Source organism: Pseudoxanthomonas japonensis (assembly GCF_043632995.1).
In the GTDB taxonomy this organism is placed as follows: Bacteria; Pseudomonadota; Gammaproteobacteria; order Xanthomonadales; family Xanthomonadaceae; genus Pseudoxanthomonas_A; species Pseudoxanthomonas_A japonensis.
Genome location: NZ_CP171632.1, coordinates 1,307,419 through 1,323,860 on the forward strand (window position 1 = coordinate 1,307,419; position 16,442 = coordinate 1,323,860).

The 16,442-nt window shown below is 66.9% G+C and carries 17 protein-coding genes; 9 read left to right on the top strand and 8 right to left on the bottom strand.

The window, feature by feature from the left end; all coding sequences use genetic code 11:
• Nucleotides 1-438 precede the first annotated feature (438 nt).
• A complete protein-coding gene (locus ACGHX3_RS05920; RefSeq protein WP_394697249.1) occupies nt 439-2,028 on the top strand; it encodes a M28 family metallopeptidase in 1,590 nt (529 codons plus the stop codon).
• A gap of 27 nt (nt 2,029-2,055) precedes the next feature.
• Here the strand turns inward: ACGHX3_RS05920 and nth are convergent, their stop codons facing one another.
• Genes nth through ACGHX3_RS05935 form a run of 3 tightly spaced genes read right to left on the bottom strand, consistent with a single transcriptional unit; the run spans nt 2,056 to nt 3,878 of the window.
• Nucleotides 2,056-2,721, bottom strand: coding sequence for an endonuclease III (gene nth, locus ACGHX3_RS05925; protein ID WP_394696728.1), 666 nt, complete (start codon nt 2,719-2,721; stop codon nt 2,056-2,058).
• Nucleotides 2,718-3,080, bottom strand: a complete 363-nt coding sequence (locus ACGHX3_RS05930) for a hypothetical protein (RefSeq protein ID WP_162339200.1) — start codon at nt 3,078-3,080, stop codon at nt 2,718-2,720. Before ACGHX3_RS05930 ends, nth begins: the two co-directional genes overlap by 4 nt.
• Nucleotides 3,081-3,095: 15 nt before the next feature.
• Nucleotides 3,096-3,878: an enoyl-CoA hydratase/isomerase family protein gene (locus ACGHX3_RS05935; RefSeq protein WP_394696729.1), complete on the bottom strand. Its 783-nt coding sequence runs from the start codon at nt 3,876-3,878 to the stop codon at nt 3,096-3,098.
• A gap of 166 nt (nt 3,879-4,044) precedes the next feature.
• Here ACGHX3_RS05935 and ACGHX3_RS05940 point away from each other — a divergent pair, with 166 nt between their 5' ends.
• The 3 genes from ACGHX3_RS05940 to ACGHX3_RS05950 all read left to right on the top strand — a co-directional run bounded on the left by ACGHX3_RS05940 (nt 4,045) and on the right by ACGHX3_RS05950 (nt 6,623).
• A complete protein-coding gene (locus ACGHX3_RS05940) occupies nt 4,045-4,746 on the top strand; it encodes an FKBP-type peptidyl-prolyl cis-trans isomerase N-terminal domain-containing protein (RefSeq protein WP_213605251.1) in 702 nt (233 codons plus the stop codon).
• 213 nt (nt 4,747-4,959) lie between these two features.
• Nucleotides 4,960-5,769, top strand: a complete 810-nt coding sequence (locus ACGHX3_RS05945) for a CoA pyrophosphatase (RefSeq protein WP_394696730.1) — start codon at nt 4,960-4,962, stop codon at nt 5,767-5,769.
• The gene (locus tag ACGHX3_RS05950; RefSeq protein WP_394696731.1) at nt 5,766-6,623 is read left to right on the top strand and encodes a sulfurtransferase; all 858 of its coding nucleotides are present in this window, start codon (nt 5,766-5,768) and stop codon (nt 6,621-6,623) included. Before ACGHX3_RS05945 ends, ACGHX3_RS05950 begins: the two co-directional genes overlap by 4 nt.
• 11 nt (nt 6,624-6,634) lie before the next feature.
• Here the strand turns inward: ACGHX3_RS05950 and ACGHX3_RS05955 are convergent, their stop codons facing one another.
• Nucleotides 6,635-7,411: an enoyl-CoA hydratase/isomerase family protein gene (locus tag ACGHX3_RS05955; RefSeq protein WP_394696732.1), complete on the bottom strand. Its 777-nt coding sequence runs from the start codon at nt 7,409-7,411 to the stop codon at nt 6,635-6,637.
• A gap of 38 nt (nt 7,412-7,449) precedes the next feature.
• Between ACGHX3_RS05955 and ACGHX3_RS05960 the strand changes: the two genes are divergently transcribed.
• Nucleotides 7,450-7,893, top strand: a complete 444-nt coding sequence (locus ACGHX3_RS05960; RefSeq protein WP_394696733.1) for a copper chaperone PCu(A)C — start codon at nt 7,450-7,452, stop codon at nt 7,891-7,893.
• A 93-nt stretch (nt 7,894-7,986) separates the two neighbouring features.
• Here the strand turns inward: ACGHX3_RS05960 and ACGHX3_RS05965 are convergent, their stop codons facing one another.
• Together ACGHX3_RS05965 and uvrA are read right to left on the bottom strand one after the other, a co-directional pair.
• Nucleotides 7,987-8,406 (bottom strand): thioesterase family protein, encoded by a 420-nt coding sequence (locus ACGHX3_RS05965; RefSeq protein WP_338015143.1) that lies wholly within the window; start codon nt 8,404-8,406, stop codon nt 7,987-7,989.
• Complete coding sequence (uvrA, locus tag ACGHX3_RS05970) at nt 8,403-11,354, bottom strand: excinuclease ABC subunit UvrA (RefSeq protein ID WP_394696734.1); 2,952 nt, start codon at nt 11,352-11,354, stop codon at nt 8,403-8,405. The genes ACGHX3_RS05965 and uvrA overlap by 4 nt, the downstream gene beginning before the upstream one ends.
• A 388-nt stretch (nt 11,355-11,742) precedes the next feature.
• Here uvrA and rplU point away from each other — a divergent pair, with 388 nt between their 5' ends.
• From rplU to cgtA, 3 genes are all read left to right on the top strand, one after another.
• Complete coding sequence (rplU, locus tag ACGHX3_RS05975; protein ID WP_379608900.1) at nt 11,743-12,051, top strand: 50S ribosomal protein L21; 309 nt, start codon at nt 11,743-11,745, stop codon at nt 12,049-12,051.
• 12 nt (nt 12,052-12,063) lie between these two features.
• The gene (rpmA, locus tag ACGHX3_RS05980) at nt 12,064-12,324 is read left to right on the top strand and encodes a 50S ribosomal protein L27 (RefSeq protein WP_062355042.1); all 261 of its coding nucleotides are present in this window, start codon (nt 12,064-12,066) and stop codon (nt 12,322-12,324) included.
• A gap of 202 nt (nt 12,325-12,526) precedes the next feature.
• Entirely contained in the window at nt 12,527-13,579 is a 1,053-nt protein-coding gene (gene cgtA / locus ACGHX3_RS05985; RefSeq protein WP_162339209.1) for an Obg family GTPase CgtA, read from the top strand.
• A gap of 54 nt (nt 13,580-13,633) precedes the next feature.
• Here cgtA and ACGHX3_RS05990 read toward each other — a convergent pair whose 3' ends face one another.
• Both ACGHX3_RS05990 and rpsT read right to left on the bottom strand, forming a co-directional pair.
• Entirely contained in the window at nt 13,634-14,206 is a 573-nt protein-coding gene (locus ACGHX3_RS05990; protein ID WP_394696735.1) for a hypothetical protein, read from the bottom strand.
• Nucleotides 14,207-14,358: 152 nt separating this feature from the next.
• Nucleotides 14,359-14,628: a 30S ribosomal protein S20 gene (rpsT, locus tag ACGHX3_RS05995; RefSeq protein ID WP_062355047.1), complete on the bottom strand. Its 270-nt coding sequence runs from the start codon at nt 14,626-14,628 to the stop codon at nt 14,359-14,361.
• Between the two features lie 128 nt (nt 14,629-14,756).
• Here rpsT and murJ point away from each other — a divergent pair, with 128 nt between their 5' ends.
• Nucleotides 14,757-16,376, top strand: coding sequence for a murein biosynthesis integral membrane protein MurJ (gene murJ / locus ACGHX3_RS06000; RefSeq protein WP_394696736.1), 1,620 nt, complete (start codon nt 14,757-14,759; stop codon nt 16,374-16,376).
• Nucleotides 16,377-16,442: the final 66 nt, after the last annotated feature.

Consider the following 16,442-nt stretch of genomic DNA (forward strand, 5'->3'; position numbering starts at 1 on the left):
CGGCGACAGTCGGACCATCCGTTGCGAATGCTGGCGTGGATGCGGTCGCGGCGATGGCATGGTGTCGTGTGTTTTCCGGGCACGCCACGGGCGGCGCACCCAAAGGGAGGGTCGGAAGGTGGGGGGACGCCCCGATGGCCCCCGTGTTGCTTCTGCTTTCCCCGGATTGAACGGACGTCGGATCACATTCCGGACAGCACGGAGGTCGTCATGCACTTCCCCGGAGGCGGTCCGGCTGCCGTCACGATGCCAGACCAAACCGGATCGCCTGAGCGTTGCCAGGTCCAGAGGTCCACTCCCGACCATGACCATTGGCAGGGGTCCGTCGCGCGCTGCGTGGAGACACTGGGGCACGATGTCGGGGTAGGCCGATGTCCGGGGATGGGGATCTTTCAAGAACCAGGGGGCGTGGTGAAGCGATTGGCGCGTGTGGCCGGCATGGCGTTGTGGGCGGGGATATCGATGGCAGGCGTGGCGCAGGCCGCTGAGCCGGTCGACCTGGACATGGTGGCGAAGATCCGCAGCGAGGCGCTCCACCGCTCGCAGGCCGCCGCCAACCTGAAGGAGCTGACCGAGACCATCGGGCCGCGGCTGACCAATTCGCCCAATTACACGCAGGCCAGCGCCTGGGCGCGCGGCAAGCTGTCCGGCTGGGGGCTCTCGAACGTCCACGACGAGGTCTACGACGCGGCGTTCGGCCGGGGGTGGGCGTTCCGCGCATCGCGCGTGGAAATGCTGTCGCCGCGCCAGTTGCCGGTACACGCGCTGCCCAAGGCCTGGACGCGCGGTACCGATGGTCCGGTCGAGGGCGAGGTGGTGCTGGCCTCGTTCAAGACGCTGGAGGACATCGAGAAGCAGCGCGGCAAGCTGCGCGGACGCATCGTGCTGGTGGATGAAGCACGTGCCTACAAGCCTTCGGAGAAGACCGATTTCCGTCGCTACAGCGAGGCCGAACTGGGCGAACTGCAGACCTTCCCCATGCCGGAAGACACCGCGCCCGACGCGCAGCAGAAGCGCCTGGACGAGTACCGCAAGCGCATCGCCCTGAGCAAGGCGCTGAATACCTTCCTTGCCGAGGAAGGCGTGCTGGCCACGCTGTCGATCAGTTCATGGGACAACGGCATCATCCGCGCGACCGGCGGCGGCGCGCGCAAGGCCGGTGAACCGGTTGGCGTGACCGAGCTGGTCCTGCCTGCCGAACACTACAACCCGCTGGTGCGCGCCGTGCAGGGCAAGCAGCCGGTGCGGCTGCGCATCGACGTGGATTCCGCGTTCACCAGCGAACAGGACCTGCCGGCGACCAACACGTTCGCCGAGATTCCCGGCAGCGGGAAAGCGGATGAAGTGGTCATCATCGGCGCACACCTGGACTCGTGGCATACCGGCACCGGCGCCAGCGACAACGGTGCGGGTGTGGTCGTCATGATGGAAGCCATGCGCATCCTCAAGACGATCGGCGCCAAGCCGCGGCGCACGATCCGCCTCGCACTGTGGGGTGGCGAAGAGCAGGGCCTGCATGGCTCGGCAGGCTACGTCGCGAAGCACCTGGCCGACTATCCGGAACCGACCGATCCGGAACAGAAGGCACTGCCGCGCGCGTACCAGCGCGGTACCGGGCCGCTGCAGCGCCAGCGCGGTTACGAGCGGTTCTCCACCTACTTCAACTTCGACAATGGCACCGGCCGCATCCGCGGCATCTACGCGCAGGAAAACCATGCGGCGGTGCCGATCTTCAAGGCGTGGCTGGAGCCGTTCAACGACCTCGGCGCGAGCATCGTCACCACGCGCAATACCGGCAGTACCGACCACATCTCGTTCGATCGCGTCGGCTTGCCGGGATTCCAGTTCGTGCAGGATCCGGCGGACTACTTCACCCATGTCCACCACACCCACCTGGACACCTACGACCACGTGGTGCCGGAAGACCTGAAGCAGGCCGCGGCGATCATCGCCTCGTTCGCCTGGCACGCCGCGATGCGCGAGGAACGGCTGCCGCGCAAGCCGTTCGTGGAGCGCGACGCGCAGTAGGCAGAGTCGAGAGGCCGCCGCCGACTCTCAGGCGACGGTCTTTTCCTTGAAGCGGCAGATGTCGCGGATCACGCACTGCGGACAGTCGGGCTTGCGGGCCTTGCAGACGTAACGCCCGTGCAGGATCAGCCAGTGATGCGCGTCCTGCATGAACTCCGCCGGCACCACCTTCAACAGCCGATCCTCCACCGCGCGCACATCCTTGCCCGGCGCCAGGCCGGTGCGGTTGGCGACGCGGAAGATATGCGTGTCGACGGCGATCGTGGGCTCGCCGAAGGCGGTGTTCAGCACCACGTTCGCGGTCTTGCGGCCCACGCCGGGCAGGGCTTCGAGCGCGTCGCGCGAACGCGGCACTTCGCCGCCGTGTTCGTCGATCAGGATCCGGCAGGTGGCGATGACGTTCTTCGCCTTGGCATTGAACAGGCCGATGGTCGAGATGTACTTCTTCAGCCCGTCCTCGCCCAGCGCGAGGATGGCGGCGGGGGTGTTGGCGACCGGAAACAGCCGCCGCGTCGCCTTGTTGACGCCCACGTCGGTCGCCTGCGCCGACAGCGTCACCGCGACCAGCAGTTCGAACGGCGTGCGGTACTCCAGTTCGGTGGTCGGCTTGAGGTTGAGCTCTCGCAGGCGCGAGAACAGCTCGACGACCTCGGCGCGCGTGAGCGTGGCGCTGCGCCGGGGTGCTGTCGTCATCGTTCCATCCTCTCGGCCGCCTTGGCCTTGGCGCGCGCGAGGATCGCGGCGGCGGCGGTCGGCAGGGCAGGGCGTGCGGGCTGTGCGCTTTCCGCAACGTCGGTGACCTTCAGTCGGCGCGCTTCCCGCTCCGCCGCGCGGCGCGCCAGCCGGGCCTCGCGCTGCCGGTAGCGTTCGCGCGCGTCCCACGCCGTGCGCAGGCGCTGCTGGGTCTGCATGACCACGATGATGCTGTCGTCCACGCAACCGCAGGGCTGGAACGCCATCAGTCCCGCCTCGATCGCAGCATCGACGTCGCCAGCCACGAGCTGCGCGTGGAACGCGCGTGCCTGGTCGCAAGCGGAGCAGGGAGTGGACACGTGTGCTGTCGCGGCTCAGCGGCCCGCGAACGCTGGCTTGCGGCGCTCGACGAAGGCGCGCGTGCCTTCGCGCATGTCGTCGGTCGCGAACATCAGGCCGAATTGCGCGCTTTCGTATTGCAGGCCTTCCTCGATGCCGCATTCGCCGCCGATGTTGACCACGTCGAGCGTCGCGCGCAGCGCCAGCGGCGCCGAGGCGGCCAGCTGGGCGGCGATCTTCAGCGTCTCGGCTTCCAGATCCGCCGCGGGCACCACGCGGGTGACGATGCCCAGCTGGAGCGCGCGCTCTGCCGTGACCGGTGCGCCGAGCAGGCACAGCTCCAGCGTGGCGGACCGCCCGGCCAGCCGCAGCAGGCGCTGGCTGCCGCCGAACCCCGGGATCAGGCCCAGGTTGATTTCCGGCTGGCCGACCTTGGCGCTGTCCGCGGCGATGCGCAGGTGGCAGCCCATCGCCAGTTCGAGCCCGCCGCCCAGTGCGAACCCGTTGACCATCGCGATCACCGGCTTGGGCAGCGTCTCGATGGTGCGCATCAGCTTCTGGCCGCGCAGCGAGAAATCCCGGCCCTCGGTCGGGCGCAGGTCCGCCATCTCGGCGATGTCGGCGCCGGCGACGAAGGCCTTGGGGCCGGCGCCTGTGAGCACCACGACCCGCACGGCGGCATCGGCCGCCGCCTCGTCGAAAGCCATCTGCAGGGCATCCAGCGTGGCGGCGTTGAGGGCATTCAGCTTGTCGGGGCGGTTGACGGTGATGCGGCGGATGCCGGCGTCGTCGGCGACAAGGACAAGGTGTTCGGACATGGGTTTTCCGGGGATTTTTGTAAATTCTGGGTGAAATCGGAACTCTGCCGGCAAGGTCTGGTCAGACCCGCCTGTCGTCAGTGGCGGTTAAGCGCCCCGGCGGCTATCCTAGCGCGTCCATTCCAGACGGTATGCCGCCGTCGCCCTATCTTCGGAGAGTGTGTTGATGAAGTTGCGTTCGATTGCGGTCGCTGTTGCGGCATTCGCCATGGCCGGTAGCGCCCTGGCCCAGGACGTCTCGTCCGAGAAAGGCAAGCTGAGCTACTACTTCGGTTACGACTACGGCAACAACCTTGCCGAACTGACCGCGCGTGGCGAGCAGCTGGACATCAATTCCGTGGTGAAGGGCCTGCAGGACGCCTATGCCAAGAAGCAGCCGGCCCTGACGGCCGACCAGCTGAAGCCGGCACTGGAAGCCTTCCAGAAGCGCGAGCAGTCCCGCGCCCAGCAGGCCAAGGCCGAGTACGACAAGGTCGCCGGCGAGAACAAGACCAAGAGCGATCAGTTCATCGCCCAGTACAAGGGCCAGGCGGGCGTGAAGACGCTGGCCAGCGGCGTGCCCTACAAGGTGATGGAGAACGGTACCGGTGCGAAGCCGACCCAGGCCAGCACGGTCGAGTTGCTGGTATCCGGTCCGTATCCGTTCGGCCAGCGTCCGGCGGAAGCCCGCCCGCCGCAGCCGATGAAGGACCTGAAGATCAGCGCCGTCGAGATGCCGGCTATGCGTGAGGCGCTGCTGCAGATGCCGGCCGGTGCCAAGTGGGAAGTGGCGCTCCCGCCGGACAAGGCCTATGGCGCCGATCCGCGCACCGGCTTCCCGCCGAACGTGGCCGTCGTGTTCGAGATCAAGCTGGTCAGCGTCAAGTGACGCAATGACGCGTCCGCGCACCGCGCGGACGCCTTTGTCATTGCGTCATCCCCGCGCAGGCGGGGATCCAGTGACTCGGCTCTTGCGTTACCCTGCGAAAGCAGGAATCCAGCGACATTCAACAACGTTCCCCCTGCGCCGGCCTAGTGCCGGCGCAGTGCTTTCCAGCGCAGGGCGGCGTTTCCGCGCTACCCTCCGCAGGTGCCCGAAGCCATGAATACCGCATTCCGCGCCCTGTTGAGTCCATGCATCGGCGTCTGCACACTGGACTCCAATGGACTGTGCGAAGGCTGCCTCCGCACCACTTCCGAGATCGCACGCTGGTCGCAGATGAACGATGACGAACGCCTGCGTCTGATGGAGCATGTGCTGCCTGCACGCGAGCACGCGCGTGCGCCCTCCATGCTCGAGCAGCGGCTGCGCGAAGGCGGCGACCTGCGTCGCGCCCTGCATCCGCTGGGCCGTGCGCCGAGTTCCGCAGGTTGGAACCACGACGACCTCATCGACCTGTTGCCGCCCGGTCCGCTGGCCGAGGCGGCGGTGCTGGCGGGTCTCGTTCCGCGCAAGGACGGCACGCAGGTGTTGCTGACGCGTCGTACCGATGGCCTGCGCCACCACGGGGGGCAGGTAAGTTTCCCCGGTGGCCGCATCGAGCCTTCCGATGCCGATGCGGTCGCGGCGGCGCTGCGCGAAAGCCACGAGGAGATCGCCTTGCCGGCGTCGCAGGTCACGCCGCTCGGTTTCCTGGACCCTTTCACCACCATCAGCGGATTCCGCGTGGTGCCGGTGGTCGCGCTGGTCGATCCCGCCTTCGTGCCGGTGCCCGAGCCGAACGAAGTGGCCGACGTGTTTGAGGTACCGCTCGACTATCTGCTGTCGCCCGACAACCTGCGCCGCGTCGAGGTCGACTATCGCGGGCGCCGCCGCGTGGTGCTCGAGTATGCATGGCCGGGCCAGCGCATCTGGGGCGCGACGGCGGCCATCCTGTTCAACCTGCGGCAACGGCTGGAGCAATTGGCATGAACTGGACGACCCTCGTAGATACCGCCGCACTGTCCGCTGCCCTCGGCGATCCCGGATTGCGGCTGGTCGACGCGCGTTTCGTGATGCTCAATGCCGCGCCGGATGCCGGTCGCGAAGCTTATGCCGCATCGCACCTGCCAGGCGCCGTCTACGCCGACCTCAATCTCGACCTGTCCGATCTGTCGAAGGTCGGCGAAGGCCGGCATCCGCTGCCAGACAGCGATGTGTTCGCGCGCAAGCTGGGCGAGTGGGGGATCGGGCCGTCGCACCAGGTGGTGGTCTACGACGCCGGCGACGGCAGCATGGCGGCCGCACGCCTGTGGTGGTTGTTGAAGCTGATGGGGCATGCCCGCGTGGCGGTGCTCGATGGCGGATTGGCCGCGTGGCGTGCCGCGGGCGGCCAGGAGACCGCCGAGCTTCCAGCGCTGGCGCCTGCTGCGGCGTATCCGTCGCGTTTCGATACGGGCCAATTCGTCGAGGCGTCGGACATCCTGGCGCGGCTGGATGCGGACAGCGGCTGGCTGATCGATGCGCGTGCCGCCGAGCGCTTCCGCGGCGACGTCGAGCCCATCGATCCGGTCGCCGGGCATGTTCCCGGCGCGCTCAATCGTCCTTTCGCCCAGAACCTGCGTGACGGCCGCTTCAAGCCGGCCGACGAACTGCGCGCGGAGTTGTCGACGCTGCTGCGGAATCGGTCCCCCGCGAACACCGTGCTGATGTGCGGCTCCGGCGTGACCGCGTGCCATCTGCTGCTCGCCTTCGAACATGCGGGCCTGCAGGGCGCACGCATTTATCCCGGTTCCTGGAGCGGCTGGATCAGTGATCCGTCGCACCCGGTTGCGCGCGGCGACTGACGAAGCGTTGCCTACTTCTTCAGCTTGTCCACCAGCGCCCGCAGCGCGGTCTGCGTGTCGGGCGCATGCCAGGCATCGACGAAACGTTCCAACTGGATCAGCGCCGGATCCAGTGCGTCGACCAGGTCACGACGGGCGAGCGTGCGCGTCTGCAGCATCGGATGGTGCGGCAGGCGCAGCAGCTGCTGCAGCCATGCCACGGAGCGTGCGGTGACCTCATTCTGGTCGACGAGTTCATCGACCAGCCCGATTTCCAGAGCGCGCTCGGCCGGTACCATCTCGCCGGCAACCAGCAGGCGTTCGGCGCGATAAGGGCCGACCACGCGGCGCATCAGGCGCTGGATGCCTTCCGGCACCACCAGGCCCACCTGGGTTTCGTTGAGGCCGAGCGCGAACGGGCGGGCCGGATCCGCGCTGCGCGCCATCACCCGGTAGTCGCAGCACAGCGCCAGCACGCAGCCGCCTGCGGGCGCGTGGCCGGTGAGTGCGGCCACGACAGGCACGCGCGATTCGGCCAGCGTGCGTGCCGCACCGAAGAAGGCCTGCCACGCATCGAGCAGAGCGTGGCGGTTGTCGCCGAGCGACAGCAGGTAGGGGACGTCCATGCCGGCGGAGAAGATCTTCGGATTGCCTGCCAGCACGATGCCGCGCGTGCCATGGTCCAGCGCGGCGTTGAGGGCGTCTATCAGCGCGCGGCACAGCTCGGTGTTGAGCGCGTTGACCGGCGCACGCGCCAGGCGGATCTCGCGGATGTCGCCGTGGTCGGCGGTTTCGATAAGGCCCGTCATTCATCCGCTCCCTGAGGTCAGGCCGGTATCATAGGCGCATGAACCATCGCACCGGAATGATCGGCCTCGCGGCCCTGTTGATGTCGTGCGTGGGCACGGTCCATGCGGCCGAATGCCTGCCGGTCGCCAAGGCGGCCTGGGTGCGCCTGCCGCCGGTCGCGATGCCGATGATGGCCGGCTTCGTACGCATCGAGAATCCGTGCAAGACGCCGATCAGCATTGTCGGCGCAGAAAGCCTTGCCTTCGAGGATGTGTCGCTGCACGAGACGCGCGAAGAGGGCGGCGTCAGTCGCATGCGCGAAGTGGCTGCGTTGCCCGTCGCGCCCGGCAAGGCTGTCGAGCTGAAGCCGGGGGGGCTGCACCTGATGCTGCATGGCCCGTACCAGCCGCTGGCCGAAGGCGAGAAGCCGGTGATCACGCTGAAGCTGGCCGATGGCCGCTCGTTGCCGGTGGTGTTCGAGGTGCGGAAGGGCGCGCCCTGATCCGGGCTGTTGTGGGAGCGACGCAAGTCGCGAGTTCTTCTTCAGTCTCGGGAAAAGCTCGCGACTTGCGTCACTCCACAACGCTCTCGGCGGTTACTCCGACACCGCGCGGATCGCCGCCGGCAACGCCGCACTGTGGCCCGTCTGCGTGTCCATCCAGACCACGACGACATTGCCGTCCGAATACAGCACGCTGTCGTCCTTGGCCGACACGATGCGGTGGCCGATGGTGACGCTGCTGGTGCCCAGCCGGTCGACATAGAGCTCCACCACCACATCGTTCGGCCAGGTCAGCGGCCGCTTGTAGTTGATGTTGTTCGCCGCCACGACTGGCGCGATGCGGTCCGTCATCGACACCTCCGGCACGGTGAGCATCCAGCGCACGCGCGCCTCTTCCAGGTACGAGATGTACTTGGCGTTGTTGACGTGGCCCATGCTGTCCATGTCGCGCCAGCGCACGCTGATCGGGATCTTCGCCAGCAGCTTGCGGCCGGTGTCGTGGGTGTCGCTCATCGTGCGGCCTTCTTCGTCGTGGTCCTGGTTGTCTTCGCTGCCTTCGTGGCGGATTTGCGGGGCGGCAGCACGTCGGGTTTGGCGACCGCTGCCGGCTTGGTCGGCTTCGGCGCCTTGGCGGCGGGCAGCAGCTTGGCGAGGAAGCGGCCGGTGTGCGAGTCCGGATGCGCCGCGATGTCTTCCGGCGTGCCGGTGGCGAGGATCTGTCCGCCGCGATGGCCACCCTCCGGGCCAAGGTCCACCACCCAGTCGGCCGTCTTGATGACGTCCAGGTTGTGTTCGATCACCACGATGGTGTTGCCCTCGTCGCGCAGCTTGTGCAGCACAGCGAGCAGATGCTCGATGTCGTGGAAATGCAGGCCGGTCGTCGGCTCATCGAGGATGTACAGCGTGCGGCCGGTGTCGCGGCGCGACAGTTCCTTCGACAGCTTCACGCGCTGCGCTTCGCCGCCGGACAGCGTGGTCGCGCTCTGGCCCAGCTTGATGTAGCTCAGGCCGACGTCCATCAGCGTTTCCAGCTTGCGCGAGATCGACGGCACCGGCTCGAACAGGGTCAGCGCATCCTCGACCGTCATCTCCAGCACGTCGTTGATGTTGTAGCCCTTGTAGAGGATCTCCAGCGTCTCGCGGTTGTAGCGCTTGCCGTGGCAGACATCGCAGGGCACGTAGACGTCCGGCAGGAAGTGCATTTCCACCTTGATCATGCCGTCGCCCTGGCAGGCCTCGCAGCGACCGCCACGCACGTTGAAGCTGAAGCGGCCCGGCGAATAGCCGCGCGCGCGCGCCTCCGGCACCTGCGCATACAGTTCGCGCAGGGGCGTGAACAGGCCGGTGTAGGTCGCGGGATTGGAACGCGGCGTACGGCCGATCGGCGACTGGTCGATGTCGACGACCTTGTCGAACAGGTCCAGGCCGGTCACTTCGCGGTACGGCGCCGGCTTGTGCGAGGCGCCGTTGATCTCGTTGGCGGCCAACGAATACAGCGTGTCGTTGATCAGCGTCGACTTGCCCGAGCCCGAGACGCCGGTGATGCAGGTGAACAGCCCGGACGGAATGTCGAGATCCACGTCCTTCAGGTTGTTGCCGGTGGCGCCGCGCAGGTGCAGCGTCATCTTCGGGTTGGCCTTGTGGCGCGCCTTCGGCACCTCGATCTGGCGCTTGCCGGACAGGTACTGGCCGGTCAGCGAACGTGGCGCCTCCAGCAGGTCCTGCAGCGTGCCCTGGCCGACGATCTCGCCGCCGTGCACGCCGGCGCCCGGACCGATGTCGAGCACGTAGTCCGCTAGGCGGATCGCGTCTTCATCGTGCTCGACCACGATCACCGTGTTGCCCAGATCGCGCAGGCGCGTCAGCGTGCCGAGCAGACGCTCGTTGTCGCGCTGGTGCAGGCCGATGCTGGGCTCGTCGAGCACGTACATCACGCCGACCAGGCCTGCGCCGATCTGCGAAGCCAGGCGGATGCGCTGCGCTTCGCCGCCGGACAGCGTGTCGGCCTTGCGTTCCAGGGTCAGGTAATCCAAGCCGACGTCGACCAGGAAGCCGAGGCGCTCGGCAATTTCCTTGACGATCTTCGCGGCGATCTCGCCACGCCAGCCGGGCAGGTCCAGGCCGCGGAAGAACGCCAGCGCTTCGTCGACCGGCAGCACCACCAGCGACGGCAGCGGACGGTCGGCGACGAACACATTGCGCGCGGATTTGTTGAGACGTGCGCCCTGGCAGTCCGGACAGGGACGGTCGCTGATGTACTTCGCCAGTTCCTCGCGCACCGCCGGCGATTCGGTTTCGCGGTAGCGGCGCTCCAGGTTCGGCACGATGCCTTCGAAACGGTGCTTGCGCTGCGTGCGGCCGCCGGACTCGGTGAGGTAGGTGAAGGTGATGACCTCTTCGCCGCTGCCGTACAGCACCGCCTGTTGCACCTTCTCGGGCAACGACTGCCAAGGCGCATCAGTGTCGAACTGGTAGTGCTTGGCGAGTGAGGCGATCAGCTGGAAGTAGTACGCGTTGCGGCGGTCCCAGCCGCGCACGGCACCGGCGGCCAGCGACAGCTCCGGATGCACGACCACGCGCGCCGGGTCGAAGAACTGTGCCACGCCCAGGCCGTCGCAGGTCGGGCAGGCGCCGACCGGCGAGTTGAACGAGAACAGGCGCGGTTCCAGCTCCGGCAACGAGTAGTCGCAGACCGGGCAGGAATACTTCGACGAGAACAGCAGCGGGGCCGATTCCGGCTGGTCCAGCGACATCACCTGGGCCATGCCATCGCCCAGCTTCAGCGCGGTCTCGAAACTTTCGGCGAGACGCTGCTTGAGGTCCTCGCGCGGACGGAAGCGGTCGATCACCGCCTCGATGGTGTGCTTCTGGCGCAGCGCGAGCGCGGGAACCGCATCGATCTCGTACAGCTCGCCGTCCACGCGCACGCGCACGAAGCCCTGCGCACGCAACTGGTCGAACACCTGCGCATGCTCGCCCTTGCGCTCGCGGATCACCGGCGCCAGCAGCATGTAGCGCTGCTCGCCATCGAGCGCCAGCACCTGGTCGACCATCTGGCTGACCGTCTGCGCTTCCAGCGGGTAACCGTGGTCCGGGCAGCGCGGCAGGCCGACGCGGGCGTACAGCAGGCGCAGGTAGTCGTAGATTTCGGTGATGGTGCCGACGGTCGAGCGCGGGTTGTGGCTGGTCGATTTCTGTTCGATCGAGATCGCCGGCGACAGGCCCTCGATGTGGTCGACATCGGGCTTTTCCATCACCGACAGGAACTGCCGTGCGTACGCCGACAGCGATTCCACGTAGCGGCGCTGGCCTTCGGCGTAGATGGTGTCGAACGCCAGCGACGACTTGCCGGAGCCGGACAGGCCGGTGATCACGATCAGTTTGTCGCGCGGCAGGTCGAGATCGATGTTCTTGAGATTGTGGGTACGGGCTCCGCGGATGCGGATGTAGTCCATGGCCATCGGGTGGGGGATCCGGAAAGCGAACAAGGAAGCGTAGCGGTCTGCCTAGGTGGGGGCAAATACCGCTTTTGCCAGTGAGGATGAGGGGGCAGGTGGGGCGGCAGTCAGCCCCGGAGCGGGGCGTTTCTCACTGCGGGGCGATTGGTAACACATTGATTTACAAGGGCTGGACGGCGCGGGTGGAGGAGTTGCGGCCGCCAACCACGCCAGTCTGCCTGGCCATGCGGACAGGAAATGTCCGCAAAGGCGTTTGCACCGACGCGGACGGGATGAGGCCGGGCCAGAGGCGGGTTGACCGTAACTCCATGAATCCACTAAAATTCCGCTTCTGTCCGCCCTCGATGGCAGACAGGCTCCAGAAAATAACTACAGAAACCAAGGAATCCACATGTACGCAGTCGTAGTCACGGGCGGTAAGCAGTACCGCGTGATGAAGGGCGAGACGCTCCGCGTCGAGAAGCTCGAGGCCGAAGCCGGCAACGAGATCACCTTCGACAACATCCTGATGCTGGGCGATGGCGAAGCCATCAGCCTGGGCGACGCCCTGAAGGGCGCCAGCGTCACCGCGAAGGTCGTCGGCCATGGCCGCGCCGACAAGGTGCGCATCATCAAGTTCCGCCGCCGCAAGCACCACATGAAGCGCCAGGGTCACCGGCAGCACTACACCGAAATCGAAATCACCGGCATCACCAAGTAAGGAGAAGCAGTCATGGCACACAAAAAAGGCGTAGGTTCCTCGCGCAACGGCCGCGACTCCAATCCGAAGATGCTGGGCGTCAAGGTCTTTGGTGGTCAGGCGATCGATGCGGGCAACATCATCATCCGCCAGCGCGGCACCCAGTTCCATCCGGGCCCGGGCGTCGGCCTGGGTCGCGACCACACGCTGTTCGCGCTGGTCGACGGCAAGGTCGAGTTCTCGGTCAAGGGCGCCAAGAAGCGTCGCACCGTGAGCGTGGTCGCGGAAGCCTGAGGCTTTCCACACGTCGAGCGAAGGGCCCCGCCGCGTGCGGGGCTTTTCGTTTGATGAAGCCGGGATTGGTGATTCGTGAAGAGTGATTCGCCAGCGTGTTCCGCTCCTAGCCTGCCGGCACCGAATTAACGCCCATCGACGTGGCCATCCCGTCGTCGGGGCGTTTCCCCATCACGAATCACCCATCGCGAATCACGCCCCCATGAAACTCGTAGACGAAGCAGAAATCCTGGTCGGCGCCGGCAACGGCGGCAACGGTTGCGTGGGGTTCCGCCGCGAGAAGTTCATTCCGCTGGGCGGGCCGGATGGCGGTGACGGCGGCAACGGCGGCAGCGTCTGGCTGCAGGCCGACGAGAACCTCAACACGCTGGTCGACTTCCGCCACCAGACCCAGTTCCGCGCGCAGCGTGGCGAGAACGGCATGGGTCGGCAGATGTACGGCAAGGCCGGCGAAGACCTGACCATCACGGTGCCGGTCGGCACCGTGGTGACCAACGTCAGCACCGACGAAGTGATCGGCGACCTCACGCAGCACGGCGACCGCCTGCTGGTGGCCAAGGGCGGCAAGGGCGGCCTGGGCAATATGCACTTCAAGAGCTCCATCACCCGTGCGCCGCGCAAGGCGACGCCGGGCGAAGAGGGCGAAGAGCGCCTGCTGAAGCTGGAACTGAAGCTGCTGGCCGACGTCGGCCTGCTCGGTTTCCCGAATGCCGGCAAGAGCACCTTCATCCGCGCCGTGTCGGCGGCGACGCCGAAGGTGGCGGACTACCCGTTCACCACGCTGTATCCCAATCTGGGCGTGGTCAGCGTCGAGGCGCACCGCAGCTTCGTGATCGCCGACATCCCGGGCCTGATCGAGGGCGCCGCCGATGGCGCCGGACTCGGTGCGACGTTCCTGCGGCACCTGCAGCGGACGCGCATCCTGCTGCATCTGGTGGACATGGCGCCGATGGAAGGCGGCGTGGAAGATGTCGATCCGGTCGAGCAGGTCCGCGCCATCGAGCGCGAACTGGAGAAGCACGATCCCGAACTGCTGCAGAAGCCGCGCTGGCTGGTGCTCAACAAGGCCGACCTGATGTTCGAGGACGAGGCCAAGGAGCGTGCTGAGCAGATCATTGCCAGCCTCGGCTGGACCCAGCCTTGGTTCCAGGTCTCCGCCATTTCCCGCGAAGGCACTTGGCCGATCATGAAGGACGTCATGGCCTTCTTCGACCGGCAGAAGGAAGAGGCCGACGAGGCGGCCCGCGAGGGCTGAGTCAAGAAAAACCCGCCGATCGGCGGGTTTTTCATTACCGGAAGACGGTGGGCCTCAGCGGCCATCCTCCGCGCGCAGCGAGGCGGAATCCGCGATCACCTGCGGTTCCAGGTTCTTGTGGCGCTGTGTGGCGCTTTCGAGGTTGGCCTGTCCCCATTCCAGCGACTTGGGACTGTTGATCGTCAGTTGGGTGCCCTTGTCCCATCCGGCGAACTCCTTGCCCGCGAACGCCTCCTGGTGCACCGGCGAAAGTCCCCAGATGCCATCGATGATGTGGGCGCGGAAGTAGTAGGTCTTCCCGGCCTCCACGTTGGCCTTGTAGAAGCGCACGCCGCCGTCGCCACCGAAGACCGTGGTCATGAAGACGTGCTCGCCGGCCGGCACCTGGTAGGCCACCTTGCTGCCGGCATCGAGGATGCCAATGAAGCGGGTGTCGTCGCCGGTCACGTCATACAGCGGCACGGCCACGGCGGCGCCGACGAACTTGCCGGGCCGCAGGAAGACGACGGCGGCCTTGTCCGGCTCCAAGGTCAGCGGTTCATTGGATTTGGCCATCTTGCCGGCGAATGCCGGCATCGACATGGTGGCCAGCAGGACGGCGAGCGCCGTCGCACGAAGCAGTTTCATTGTGTTCCCCTTGTTGGATTCCCCCAGCCTCTCCGGTTGGCGAGGCGTGCGCATCAGAACCGGGGCGGGGAGCATGCGTCAATGGGGAGCGGCCAAAAAGAAACCCGCCTTTCGGCGGGTTCCCGTGTCTTCGCGTTGCGTACCGCCGTGAATCAGGCCGCTTGCAGGGCCTTGATGCGGGCGTTCAGGCGGCTCTTGTGGCGGGCAGCCTTGTTCTTGTGGATCAGGCCGCGCGAGCTCAGGCGGTCGAGGATCGGCTGGGCCGACACGAACGCGGCCTGGGCGCCGGCGGCGTCATTGGCGTCGAGCGCCTTCAGGACTTTCTTGACGGCGGTGCGCAGCATCGAACGCTGACCGGCATTGCGCGCATTGCGCACGACGGTCTGCTTGGCGCGCTTCTTGGCGGACTTGATATTGGCCACAGTGGGATTCCTGATGAATACCTGAGAGAATTCAGGGGGTGAACGGAAGACGGGTAAATTGAGCCGGAAATTATGGGGCATTCAATGGGTTGCGTCAACCTGGGTCGTCCCCGGGCAGGGGAGGGTCGATGAGCGGTAACCGGCTGCTCCGTTCCACCGCCATCTTCAGCTCCATGACCTTCCTGTCCCGGGTTTCCGGGCTGGTCCGGGACCAGGTCTACGCCATCGTCTTTGGCGCCAACCCGGCCATGGACGTGTTCATCGCGGCGTTCCGTATCCCGAACTTCATGCGGCGGCTCTCGGCCGAGGGCTCGTTCTCGATGGCGTTCGTGCCGGTGCTGGCCGAATACAAGGAAAAACACGGTCAGGAAGCCGTCAAGGACCTGGTGGACCGGGTCACCGGCACCTTGCTGGCGGCGCTGCTGGTCGTCACGGCGGTGGTCCTGCTGGCGGCCCCCTGGTTGACCCGGGTCATCGCGCCCGGTTTCGAGGTCGGGAGCGAGAAGCACGCACTGTTCATCGAGATGCTGCGCATCACCTTTCCGTATGCGCTGTTCATCTCGCTGGCTTCGCTGGTGGGCAGCATCCTCAACAGCTACCAGCGGTTCGCCGTCCCCGCGCTCTCGCCGGTGCTGTTGAACCTGGCGATGATCGCCGCGGCGCTGGGACTGGCCCCGTTGATGGGCGGATCGGTCAAGGCGCTGGCGTGGGGCGTGTTCGCCGCCGGCATCCTGCAGCTGTGCTTCCAGTTGCCGGCGCTGGCGAAGCTGGGCCTGCTGCCGCGGCCCAGGCTCGACTTCGCCCATGCCGGCGTCCGCAAGATCCTGACGCTGATGGTGCCCACGCTGTTCGGGTCCTCGGTGGTGCAGTTCAACCTGCTGTTCAACACCATGGCGGCCTCGTACCTGATCGGCGGCAGCATCACCTGGCTGTACTACAGCGACCGACTGCTGGAGTTCCCGCTGGGCATGTTCGGTGTCGCCATCGGCACGGTGATCCTCCCGCACCTGTCCAGCCGGCACGCTGCCACCGATCCGGACGGCTATTCGAAGGGGCTCGACTGGGGCTTCCGGCTCTGCCTGATGATCGGCTTGCCGGCGTGTGCCGGCCTGATCCTATGTGCCGAGCCGCTGATGTCGACCCTGTTCCAGTACCGCAGCTTTACCGTCGAGGACGCACGGATGAGCAGCTGGAGCCTGATCGCGCAATCCACCGCCGTGCCGGCCTTCCTGCTGGTGAAGGTGCTGGCGCCGGCGTTCTATTCGCGGCAGGACACCCGCACACCGGTGAAGGCGGCCGTGGTCGCCGTGCTGACGAATGCCCTGTGCACGATCGGCCTGTTCGCCGGCCTGCTGTACGCCACGCCGACCGGACAGGCCGCGCTGCAGGCGGCGGGGGGAAGCTGGACGCAGGCGCTCGCCGCCATCCCCGGTGCGCACGCGCTGCTGGCGCTGGCCATCGCCATGGCCGGCTGGGTCAACGCGCTGCAACTGGCGTGGTTGCTGCGCAAGGCAGGGGTCTACCGGCGCCAGCCGGGCTGGGGCCGCTTCCTGCGCCAGCTCGGCGTGGCCACGCTGGCCATGACGCTGGTGGTGCTGGCGTTCCGGCTGCTGTGGCCGGACTGGTCGGCCTGGACCTGGTGGGAGCGCGGCATGCGGCTGGCGGTGATGGTGGGTGCCGGTGGCGCGCTCTATGCCGGCCTGCTGTACCTGCAGGGCATCCGGCCGCGTGACCTGCGTGGGCATTGAGGAAAGGCGGGGCCGGCTATACTTCAGGGTCTTGCACCATCCCGGATCCGCCGCCTGGCGCATCCG